Origin of the sequence: Corynebacterium striatum ATCC 6940, assembly GCF_000159135.1 — a bacterium.
GTDB lineage: Bacteria > Actinomycetota > Actinomycetes > Mycobacteriales > Mycobacteriaceae > Corynebacterium > Corynebacterium striatum.
Map to the genome: position 1 here is coordinate 143,028 of NZ_GG667519.1, position 10,925 is coordinate 153,952.

At 58.3% G+C, this 10,925-nt stretch carries 12 protein-coding genes; 5 read left to right on the plus strand and 7 right to left on the minus strand.

All coding sequences use genetic code 11. The features are described 5' to 3' along the window. The coding region (locus HMPREF0308_RS00565; RefSeq protein ID WP_005527720.1) for a B3/B4 domain-containing protein at positions 1-400 on the plus strand (400 nt) is incomplete at its 5' end. On the opposite strand, the gene HMPREF0308_RS00570 is transcribed toward HMPREF0308_RS00565, so the two are convergent. Then, positions 397-1,182, minus strand: a complete 786-nt coding sequence (locus HMPREF0308_RS00570; RefSeq protein ID WP_005527721.1) for a formate/nitrite transporter family protein — start codon at positions 1,180-1,182, stop codon at positions 397-399. The genes HMPREF0308_RS00565 and HMPREF0308_RS00570 overlap by 4 nt on opposite strands. A gap of 534 nt (positions 1,183-1,716) precedes the next feature. Here HMPREF0308_RS00570 and HMPREF0308_RS00575 point away from each other — a divergent pair. Further along, positions 1,717-2,427, plus strand: coding sequence for a sortase family protein (locus HMPREF0308_RS00575; RefSeq protein ID WP_236251919.1), 711 nt, complete (start codon positions 1,717-1,719; stop codon positions 2,425-2,427). 108 nt (positions 2,428-2,535) lie between these two features. On the opposite strand, the gene rplE is transcribed toward HMPREF0308_RS00575, so the two are convergent. Genes rplE through rplN form a run of 3 tightly spaced genes read right to left on the minus strand, consistent with a single transcriptional unit; the run spans position 2,536 to position 3,777 of the window. Continuing rightward, on the minus strand, positions 2,536-3,087 hold the full coding sequence (gene rplE / locus HMPREF0308_RS00580; protein ID WP_005527723.1) for a 50S ribosomal protein L5: 552 nt from the start codon (positions 3,085-3,087) through the stop codon (positions 2,536-2,538). A gap of 2 nt (positions 3,088-3,089) precedes the next feature. After that, positions 3,090-3,404: a 50S ribosomal protein L24 gene (gene rplX / locus HMPREF0308_RS00585; protein ID WP_005527724.1), complete on the minus strand. Its 315-nt coding sequence runs from the start codon at positions 3,402-3,404 to the stop codon at positions 3,090-3,092. Positions 3,405-3,408: 4 nt separating this feature from the next. Beyond that, positions 3,409-3,777 carry a 50S ribosomal protein L14 gene (gene rplN / locus HMPREF0308_RS00590; RefSeq protein WP_005527725.1) on the minus strand — a complete coding sequence of 123 codons (369 nt, stop codon included), beginning with the start codon at positions 3,775-3,777 and terminating at the stop codon, positions 3,409-3,411. 530 nt (positions 3,778-4,307) lie between these two features. Between rplN and HMPREF0308_RS00595 the strand changes: the two genes are divergently transcribed. Next, positions 4,308-5,195: a hypothetical protein gene (locus HMPREF0308_RS00595; RefSeq protein WP_005527726.1), complete on the plus strand. Its 888-nt coding sequence runs from the start codon at positions 4,308-4,310 to the stop codon at positions 5,193-5,195. Positions 5,196-5,433: 238 nt separating this feature from the next. On the opposite strand, the gene HMPREF0308_RS00600 is transcribed toward HMPREF0308_RS00595, so the two are convergent. Further along, positions 5,434-7,428, minus strand: a complete 1,995-nt coding sequence (locus HMPREF0308_RS00600) for a sucrose-specific PTS transporter subunit IIBC (RefSeq protein WP_005527727.1) — start codon at positions 7,426-7,428, stop codon at positions 5,434-5,436. Between the two features lie 163 nt (positions 7,429-7,591). Continuing rightward, positions 7,592-8,917: a glycoside hydrolase family 32 protein gene (locus HMPREF0308_RS00605; RefSeq protein ID WP_005527728.1), complete on the minus strand. Its 1,326-nt coding sequence runs from the start codon at positions 8,915-8,917 to the stop codon at positions 7,592-7,594. Positions 8,918-8,938: 21 nt separating this feature from the next. Here HMPREF0308_RS00605 and HMPREF0308_RS00610 point away from each other — a divergent pair, with 21 nt between their 5' ends. Continuing rightward, positions 8,939-9,847, plus strand: coding sequence for a carbohydrate kinase family protein (locus HMPREF0308_RS00610; RefSeq protein ID WP_034656510.1), 909 nt, complete (start codon positions 8,939-8,941; stop codon positions 9,845-9,847). Then, a complete protein-coding gene (locus HMPREF0308_RS00615; protein WP_005527730.1) occupies positions 9,848-10,267 on the plus strand; it encodes a hypothetical protein in 420 nt (139 codons plus the stop codon). A gap of 46 nt (positions 10,268-10,313) precedes the next feature. Here the strand turns inward: HMPREF0308_RS00615 and HMPREF0308_RS00620 are convergent, their stop codons facing one another. Further along, complete coding sequence (locus HMPREF0308_RS00620; RefSeq protein WP_005527731.1) at positions 10,314-10,775, minus strand: hypothetical protein; 462 nt, start codon at positions 10,773-10,775, stop codon at positions 10,314-10,316. Between the last annotated feature and the right edge of the window lie 150 nt (positions 10,776-10,925).

Here is a 10,925-nt window from a genome sequence, read left to right on the forward strand (position 1 = left end):
CACGGACATCTATAACTCGCTGTCCGTGACTTATGAGATCCCCTTCGGCGGCGAAGACCTGAACGCCTATGTATCCGCTCCACAGCTGGTGCGAGCTACCGGTGCTGAGAACTTCGCCACTATGGACAAAGGCGAGCCTGTAACCGAGCATCCTGAGCCGGGCGAGGTGGTCTGGCTCGATGCGAACGGCGTCACCTGCCGCCGTTGGAATTGGCGCCAATGCACCCGCACGGCGCTGCACGACGACACCACCGCGGCGCTTTTCATCCTCGATGCACTGGAGCCTGTCGACGACGTCGAGCTGCGCGCTGTGGGTGAAAACCTAATCGACGAGCTCCGGGAGTATTCCTCGGAACTCGTCGTTGCAATGCGCATCCTGCGGGCAGAAGATGATGATTAGTCGCGGTAAGCCTCAGGGCCCTTGTTGAGCCAGGCGTAAACGCCGCCGATGAGGAAGCCGCCGCCGATGACGTTGCCGATCCACACCAGGGACCAGTTGGTCAGCACAGCACCCAAGGTGAAGCCGTCAGGCAGTGGGGTGGAGCAAAAGAAGGTTAGCGTCATCAGGCAGAAGTTTGCGATAACGTGCTCGAGGCCCATGCCCACGAAGCAGGCGATAATCGGAACGATGACGAAGAACTTCGAAACGATGTCCTTGGCAAAGACAGCACCGACGATGGCCATGTTGACCACGAAGTTGGCGAGCAAACCCTCAACCAACAGGCCTGCAGGGCCCTTCTCCAGCTTGCCCATGGACAAGGTGGAAATGAGGTGGGTCGGGTCGATATGGCCGAGCTTCGCAGACATGCCCATTGCCGCTGCGAAAAGAGCCGCACCGACGAGGTTGAAGAACGTGGTCACGATGAGCAACCACAGGCCCTTGCCCCAACCAACCTGCTTGCTGATGGCGCCATAGACCACGTACATCATGCTGCCGGTAGCCAGTTCGGCGCCCAGGATAACGATGGCAAAAAGGCCAAGGCCGAAGAACAGAGCGAAGACAGGAGCTCCGAGGCCCTCTGCATGCTTTTCGACGGCCTGCCCCAGAACCGCAGCGAAAGCAGTACCGATTGCGAGGTAGACGCCGGCGAGAATTGCGCGGACGGCGAAGCGGCCAAATGACTCGTCGAGGAGAGTCACCTTTTTCTTGATTGCTGCTGCAGCAGATTCGTTGAGAGACACGAAACTTCCTTTACCTAGAGATATAACGGCGATAACACTACAGCGAACAGCCCATCCACACCAACAACTTTGCAGCCACCACACCTGGGTATATTCTGCGGCTATTACTGCTCAACGCCTGCCAAGGATTAGAGTTGGTTAGAATATTTACTTACTTTTAGAACCCACCTCCCTCACCTCCTGGAGCCGCCGCCTATGCCCCCGCGTAATCCTCACGATCTGCCAGTTCACAACGCAGATCACACGCGCCCCCGGGCAGACAGTGCCAGCAGCAGTACCAGAGCCAGCACACAGCGCCGCCCCATCAAAAGCAGACCCATCGATACCCGCCGCGCTGGCAACGGCAACCCCGACGGCGAGCCCACCTACGTGCGGCGCACTCCCCCAACGACGCCGAAGACATCAACATCAACAGCGCCGAAGACACTACCCAACCGCCAAAAGCACAACCCCCGACCAAAGCCGCGAAGCAAGGGTGGCCGCCACCGCGCACAAAAAACGAACACGCCGGCGCCCCATACTCGCGTACTGCACTTGTGGTCCAGCTCGGGCAAGTTCCGTATTACGGTTGGTGTCCTTGCGAGTGCGGCGCTTGCAAGTGCAACCCTTGCCGCCACGATGCATCGCGTGGTCGATCCTCCTGAAGGACTAGAGAGCAACCAAGTCCCTGTGGCAGCTGCTCCAGTCATTGAGCCCTCCGCCGCTGTTGAGATGTTCATCCCTGCAATCGAGGTCCATGCCGAATTCGAAGATGGCTCCTGCCGCGTCAAAAACGGCGCGATTAATCCGGATACGATGAGCAAGGCCTGCACGTATACCGCCGCGGACCGTCCATATTCGCTGCCTGGCACTAATGCACCAGACATCACCGTCATCGCCGGTCACACCGGCGCCGGCGTTCCCGCTGTCTTTAACAACCTCTACGACGGCGGCGCAAACAAGCACAAGGTCGCCCTCGGCGACAAGCTTTACCTGCGCACTGCAAACTCCGGCGACAACTGGCTGGTCTACAGCGCCACCGACATGCACGACCCAGTAAAAGAAGGCCTCGCCGAAGACTCTGCAATCTGGGGCGAAGACCCCATGCCAGGCCGCCTTCTCACCATCAGCTGCATTCAGCCGCCCAACCTCCTTGAAGCCTCCGTGCGTAATGCAGTGGTGGGCTGGCAGTTTGAAGGTATAACTGCTGCAGACGCTACCGGGGTAGAAGCACCGTTAGATGTCTCCAACGGTCAATCTTCTTGAGGTATTGCGCTTGGCGATCTTTAATGCCGGATTCGCGGGCGATGAAATGAGTCCTAAATAAAGCGAAACGCCCCCACCAAAAGGTGAGGGCGAAAAGCTTAAACCGCTTTACTTGAACGGGAAGCCGAGCTCCTTGAGGAGGCGGCGGCCTTCTTCATCGTTGGTAGCGGTGGTAACGACGGTGATGTCCATACCACGCGGGCGGTCAACCTTGTCGATGTCGATCTCGTAGAACATGGTCTGCTCAGTGAGGCCGAAGGTGTAGTTGCCGTGGCCGTCGAACTGCTGATCAGACAGACCGCGGAAGTCGCGAATACGCGGCAGCGCGATGGTCAGCAGGCGGTCCAGGAACTCCCACATGCGGTCGCCACGCAGGGTGACGCGGGCGCCGATTGGCATACCCTCACGCAGCTTGAAGTTTGCGATGGACTTCTTTGCGCGACGCAGCTGCGGCTTCTGGCCGGTGATCGCGGTGAGGTCCTCGAGGGCACCGTTGATCAGCTTGGAGTCACGGGCAGCCTCACCAACACCCATGTTGACGACGACCTTGGTGACACCTGGGATCTGCATGACGTTGTCGTAGTTGAACTCGTCATTTAGGGTCTTCTTGATTTCCTCGCGGTAGCGGGTCTTCAGACGCGGAGTGTAGTTCTCGCTCATGATTAGATGTCCTTCCCGTTGCTACGTGCGATGCGGACCTTCTTGCCGTTCTCATCGAAACGGTAGCCCACGCGGGTCGGGTTGCCCTCGGAGTCAACGATTGCAACGTTAGAAACGTGGATCGGTGCTTCCTGGGTAACGATTCCGCCGGACTCGGCGCCACGCTCAGTAGCGGAGTTAGCAACGTGCTTCTTCACGCGGTTAACGCCCTCAACGAGGACCTTGTCGCGCTTCGGGTATGCTTCGATAACCTTGCCCTTCGCGCCCTTGTCAGGACCCGAAATAACAATCACCATATCGCCCTTATGAATCTTCATAAGACTAGATCACCTCCGGTGCGAGAGAAACGATCTTCATGAACTTCTTGTCACGAAGCTCGCGAGCAACCGGGCCGAAGATACGGGTACCGCGTGGCTCGTTGTCACCCTTCAGAATAACAGCTGCGTTCTCATCAAAAGCGATGTAAGAACCGTCCGGACGACGGGTCTCCTTCTTTGCACGGACGACGACAGCCTTAACGACCTCGCCTTCCTTTACGTTGCCGCCTGGGACGGCGTCCTTGACAGTGGCGACGATGACGTCACCGATGCCAGCGAAACGTCGAACGGAGCCACCGAGAACGCGGATGCACAGAATTTCACGTGCACCAGAGTTGTCGGCGACACGCAGACGCGATTCTTGCTGAATCACTATGGGTCTCCTGACCTGGATTGATGTGCGGTAAGATTTCCGTCCTTGCCGCACGCGGTCTACAAACTTGCGATGCTCAAGCCTTGGCAACGGACTATGCCGAAGGGTCTCGGTCCGGCGGTTCGGAAACGCACCGCTACGGGCCGACCAGCTTTTGCAACCTATACATTCAACCACACGCCAGCGCCCTTACCAAAACGCTGCTCGACGCTTGTCGACGCCCCCTACCTTCACATTTATTTTCGCCAGTACACCCGCTTACCCCCTTGGCTCCGTTTTTCGAATACACAGACACACACGCGGTCACCAAAATTATCGGCACACTCTGCACATATAAACCTCACTTTAACTCCCCTCAGTGCAAATCCAGTCGCACAACCATTCTAATAGGCTAATTTTTCACAGCTGTAACGCATGAAAAATACAGTTAATTTTTGATTTCTGTGTGACAACTGAGAATTCTGTGACTACTGTTATTTGCGTCGCGAAAGACACTTTTGCGCTTTCCCATATTTCCGAAGGAGAAACACATGAAGCGTTTGCCACAGACCCTGACCGCTGCTGTCCTGACCGGCGCACTCGCCTTTGGTGGCGCAGCTGTTGCTCAAGCTCAGATCCCGGCACCCGTTGAGGATGCACCGATTACGGATATGACTGGCGACCCCAACGCACAAGGCATCCCCGATCCTGAGACCATCACGGTGGACGGCGTCGAATACTTCAAGGAGGGCTACGTCTACAAGTCCCGTCCCAAGTTCGGCGAGGAAGCACTTGTGCTGACCAAGGAACAGGCTCTGGCGGCCCGTGACAAACAGGCTGAAGCTCTTGTAAATGAAGAGAAGGGTTCCGAGACTCCGGACGCAAGCGGAGACCAGAAGGATCCTGAGGGTATCCCTGCACCTGCCACCAAGGAAGACTCTAAGGGCAACACCTGGTACCAGAGCATGAAGGATCCGTCGGTTTACGTCAACGATCCAGCCCTGGTCAACGTGGAAGTTACCCCCGAGATGCGTGACGCTTACGCAAAGGCTTTCCCGTCTGAGACCCCGTCCGATCCTCAGAAGCCAGGCTTCGACGCGAAGAAGCTCGCTTGGTTGGCGCTGCCCGCTGCACTGATCATCGGTGGCATCACCTGGTACCTGTCCCAGGATGGCAAGACCTACGTCAAGGACGAGGCACGCAAGAACCAGCAGCCGACCGCTGAGGAGAAGGCTGCTTCCGAGCAGATGCTGAACGCTAACAAGAATGAAGTTATCGCCCAGGGCGGTAAGCTCGCTGAGGGCGCTGCCCCGGCAGCCGCACGTGGTATGTCCGCTGAGACCGGCTCCAACTCCGTTGCACAGGCTCTGGCCGCTCTGGCCGTAGCTGCAATGGTTGCCGCCGGCGCCTTCGCCGCACGCCGCAAGTTCTTCGCCTAAGCGAGGACCTTCCTACCCCGTAGGAACCTAAAGAGAGACTGGCTGCGCCGGTTGGGCTTGTGCCCGGCCGGCGCAGCTATCGTTTTCCAGTCATTACAACGGCATACACACTAAGCCAGAAGACATATTCTGTCTGCTTCACCAAGGTATTCCTGCCCCATGGTCTGCAACCGCTTATACGCCTCATCCCCGCTCCGAACCCTAGGTTCAGTAGCGGGGATGCGGCGTTAGCGTTTATCTAGCTAGCGGTTGGGGACGCGGCCGCTTCTTTCGTGACCTTGGGGTCAACGGTGAGCAGCGCGTCACCGAAAGCGATGTCCTCACCTGGGTGATAGGCCGGCAGGACTGGGCCCGTCTTTTTGGAGTTGGACACCACGACCGGGGTTGTCACCGGGTAGCCAGCGGCCTTGATGGCCTCAATATTGAACTCGCAGAGAAGGTCGCCTGCCTTGACTTCATCGCCCTTGGAAACGTGAGAGGTGAAGTGCTCGGCTTTAAGGTTCACGGTGTCAAAGCCGATGTGCATGAGGATATCAACGTTGTTACCTTCGGCATCCTTACCACGCACGGCGTACGCGTGCTTCGAAGGGAAAGTCACTGTAACTTTGCCGTCAATCGGGGAAACGAGGCGGCCTTCGGTGGGCTCGATGGCAGCGCCAGCGCCCAGCTTGCCCGCAGCGAACATCGGGTCGGAGACGGCAGAGAGGGCCACAGCGCTGCCGGTCAGCGGCGAAGCCACACGGTAGGCGTTGGGGGCCGCAGTAGCGGACGGCACATCGCTACTCGTCTCTGTGACGGCACCAACCTCATCCGAGTCGATGGAGCCATTCTTAGAAATGAGGTAGCGACCATAGGCAAAGGCCACACCGAAGGCCAAGATGAGTGAGACAATCGCACAGATGAAGAACTGCATGATGTCATTCGGGCGCATGGACACGAAGCCGATGAGGCCGGCAGCACCCAGCGCGGTTGCCTTGACATCGAAGAGTGCGATGAGCGTCGAGGCAATTGCCGAGGCACCCATGCCGATGTAGAACGGCCAACGCAGTCGCAGGTTAACACCGAAAATCGCAGGCTCGGTGATGCCGAACAAAGCGGACATACCGGAAGCACCGGCCAAGCCCTTGAGCTTCTCACTACGTGCAAGGAAGTAGACAGCGAGGGCTGCGCCACCTTGTGCGATGTTGGCCATGGAGGCCGTCGCGAAGATGAAGGATCCGCCCTGATCCCACAGCATGTACTCGATCGGCGGGAAGGACTGATGGAGACCAGTGATAACGATCGGCGAGTACACCAGACCGAAGAGGAAGCCACCCACCGGACCGGCGAAGTCGTAGAGGTTGGCAAGGCCAACACCCAGCCACTCACCCGCGGTGCGCAGGAACGGGCCAATGGCAACGAAGGTAATAAATCCTGTCAGCAGTAGGGTGATAAGTGGCGTGAGCATGAAGTCCACCGTGCCTTTGAGGTGACGGTGCAGGAACTTCTCAATGGTTGCCAAGATCCAGGCGATGACCAGGATCGGCAGGATGGAGCCTTGGTAGCCTGCTTGGGCGACGTCGAGGCCGAAGATGTTCCAGTAGGTCATCTCGCCGGCATCGATAGTCTCGGCCACACTGTAGCCGTTGACCAGGTCCGGCATGACCATGGCCATCGCCATGCCGGCACCGAGGAACTCGTTGCCGCCGAAACGCTTTGTGGCTGTAAAGCCGACCAAAATCGGCAAGAAGGCAAACGGCGCAGAGGCCAGCAGGTTAATAAGACCGGCAACGTCCTTCAGCGCTGGGGCCATCTGAATAACGGACTGGTCGCCGAAAAGCCCCTCGGCAGAAAGAACGTTATTCAGGGCCATCAGCAGACCACCACCGACCAGAATCGGAATCAGCGGAACGAATATGTCTGCAAGAACCTTGATGGCCCGTGAGAACCAGTTGCCAGAGTTTGCGGCAATGTCCTTGAGCTCATCAGTGGAAACGGCGACGTCCTTGCGGATCATGCCGGTCATTTCTTTGTAGACGACGTTAACGTCGCCCGGACCAACAATCACCTGGAACATGCCGCCTGCCTCAAAGATGCCTTTGAGGTCAGGGTCACTCTCGAGTGCTTTGGTGTCTACTTCTTTGGTGTCTTTGAGAACCATGCGCAGGCGGGTGGCACAGTGCGCAAGTCCAACGATATTGTCTTCGCCACCCAATGCTTTGAGCGTCCGCGCGGCGACTTCTTTGTGATCCATAGGTGGATCCCTTTCCTAGTGATGCGGGCTAACTGTCCTTAACCTCTATTAAATACATCACCCGGAAAGAAAACCAACCATTCGGGCATAAATGAGGGAGAATTCACCTTTTCTTGGGTTCCAATCGGTCACCAAATCCGCTTCCCCCCCTCAGCCTCCCTCTCTATATCTCGCGCCATCCACTCCAGCGAGCATCGTTTTCACCAAACACGCTAGCAGCCGCGGCGACGTGCCCACCGCCGGCAAAAATCTCTACCGCGCAGCCATCGGCGATGGCCACGAGTTCCCCCTCCGGGCAAGCGATAACGCGTTCATCTTCGCCGACTTTTACACGCAGCAGCCCCTCGCCCGCAGTAAATTGCAGACGCTCGGTGCCCGCCGCGTCAACCAGGCTGTATTGCCCACCACGCGAGGCCACCACGCTCGTGGTCGTGCCAAAGCCCTCGCGGCCACTCGCCTCCGGAATGGACTTCCATACCGGGAGTTGGTGCAGCCAGCCATCCTCCAGCCACACTCGGCGCGGCAAGGAAAGCGTATGCACCCAGCCCTCGTCGACCGTCGGCTTATCGTCCTGGGAAGGCAGGCCGATCCAGCCCAGCATCACAGCCTCGCCGTCACCGGTGCCGACGAGCTGCGGCGCATAGAACTCATGACCATAATCCAACTCGCTGAAGCCGCGTTCAACGTGGAAAGTGGTTCCTTCCAGGCGACCAACAACGTAACCGCACTGATCGGAGGAAGCGTAGTGAGTCTGCCCGTCCACGCTCACGGGTTCCAGGCCCTGCGGACAAAAAACCAAAACGTCCTTGTCCTTACCGGTTGCCTTATCCGTCAGGGTCACCAAGTTGGGACACTCCCACATGTACCCGCCCGGGAGGATGTTGGGGCTAAGCCCTGGGAGGGCGTCGGAAAGCGCAAAATTAAGCTCCCCCTGAAACTCCCAGACCTCCAGGTCCGTGGAGCGATAGAGCACCACCGTGCCCGTCTCGTCCGTGCGCTGCGCGCCGATGACCATGCGCCAGCCATGTTCGTCGCGCGAAATCTGCGGATCGCGGAAGTGCCCGGTAAAGCCCTCCTCCGCGTCAGGGATGAGCGGATTTCCGGCATCGCGCTGGTAGATGCCACCCTCGGGCCCTGATGGGTCAAGCACGCGCACCCTGTTCTGCGAGGGAATGCGGCGCCCATCGCGCTTGAGGTTGCCCGTGTAGTAAAGCCACACGTCAGTGCCGTCGACCACGGCCCCACCGGAGTAGCAACCATGCATGTCATAAGGCATGTCCGGGTACAGCACATCCGGGTGATGCTGCCAGGGCCCAGGGACGCTCAACAGCGTGGAAGCATGCCCCCAACCCGTGCGCTTGCTGGCATAAGGAAAACAAGGGTCATGCTGGTAATACACGTGGAGTGTATCGCCGTCGAGGAACACGCCATTGGGATCATTGAGGCGGCCGAGGGGTGGTGCGATGTGAAAGTTCGGACGGTAGTTCATATCACCGATACTATGGAATTCATGAAGATCCATGTGTGTGGCGAAGGACTCGTCGACCTCGTACCCGTCGCCCCAGACAGCTTGCAGGACCTCACGCCTGCCCTGGGAGGCGGGCCTTTCAATGTGGCCATCGCGGCGGCGCGTCTGGGCGGCGAGGTCAGCTTCCAGTCGCGCCTTTCCACCGACGGTTTCGGTAACGCGCTGGTGAAAAGGCTGGAGCAGGAAGGCGTGGACACGTCTATGGTCCAGCGCGGTCCAGAGCCCACCACTTTGGCAGTGACCAGCATCGGCGATGATGGTTCGGCGTCCTATACCTTCTACACGGAGGGCACGGCAGATAGGTTGGTTGAGCCCACGCTTTCCGACGCCGAGATTGCCTACTTCGGCACTGTTTCCCTCGCGTTGGAGCCAGGTGCTTCGCGCTATGGAGAACTGCTCAAGCAATTCGCGGCGCAGGGCAGCATCGTGGCGCTCGATCCGAATATCCGCCCGTTCTATGCCAACGATGAGCACAAGGCCTTCCTCAACGAGCTACTCGTCCACGTCACCGTGCTGAAGCTTTCTGAGGAAGAAGTGGAATTCCTGGGCAAGCAGGCCCTCAAGCAGGTTCCCGTCGTGGTGGTTACCCGCGGCGGCGAGGGCCTCACGTTGCGCGCTGGCACGACCCGGCTCGATGTGCCGTCCGTCAATGTCGACGTCACCGACACCATCGGCGCGGGCGATACCATCATGGGCGCGCTGCTCACAGAGATCGCCCGCCGCAACCTCGCGGCCGAAGATCTCACTCACTTGAGCGAATACGACTGGAAAGAGATTTTGGAATTCGCCGCGGCAGCCGCTGCGATTACTGTCTCCCGCAAGGGCGCACAGCCGCCACACCGCGCAGAAGTGCTTGCCATGCAAGCAGATGCTCAGAAGAAGGAGGCCTAAATGTTTGCTTCATATCAGGGCCGTAGCACCGTTTTACATGCCGTGGCATTCGTCTTGGTGGCGCTATCTTTCATCTTCCCGGTAGTCCTTGGCACTTCTGCCCTGCTGCCCACGTGGCTATCCGGCACCGTGAGTATCCTCGTTGCGCTCGCCATTCTTGTCGACGCCGCGCACAAAGCCTTCGCCCCATCTGAACGCCCCGCACGTGGCCTACGCGGACTATCCGCCCTCGCTGCGTTGACCGCACTCATCGGCTGGATCTGCTGGCTTTTTATCTTCAACAACTTCGATGCCGCCGGCACCACCATGTACAAGATCGGCACCTTTACTCTGGGCACCAGCGCCGTGCTCAACATCTTCTGCGCCGCCATCGCCTTCATGGATTGGCGGGCTGGCCGCGTTACTCCGGTCAAGAACTAATCGGCGAAACTGCCTTTGGCTCCCCGAAAGCCATTAGGAGTTCTTGCTATTCAGCAGCTTCGATTTCAAAGCCGGTGCCCACACGAAGCGGGCCGATCGGCAAAGAGGGATCACTTTGCCAACCAACGTTGTTAGCAGCGATCGACACCGTCACATGCTTACCCACCCACGGCTCTGCCTTTTCGCGTCTTTCCTCGTCCGCGCCGTAGTGCGATGCAAGGAAGCCGCTATCGACCACACGGGTTTCCTTGTGACCTGCCTTGTACCCGGTGATCTCCCCCGGTGCGTCAAATTCGAGGATCCAATAGTCGCCATTGAGCTCGCTTTCAGAGATACCGGATTCAGGATGCGAGCCTAGGGTCTCACGACCTTTCTTCTTTACAACCTTGCCTGTCATCTTCAAGATGCCGTCTTCAACGACCACCGCTGGTTTCTTCGATTCTTCTGACGCCGTGGATTCTTGGGAACCCGCCTCTGCTGCGCTTTGCGGCACCATCGTATTGAACATCTTCTCTGTTTCTTTAGCGGAGTCGTCTTTTCCGGAATTACTGCAGCCAGAAAGCGCTAGGGCAGCAACACAGAGTAAGGAAACATAGCGGCGCATGATTAGACCTCAAAACACATAAGGAAATAAGAGACAGCTTTTTAGCTTAACGCC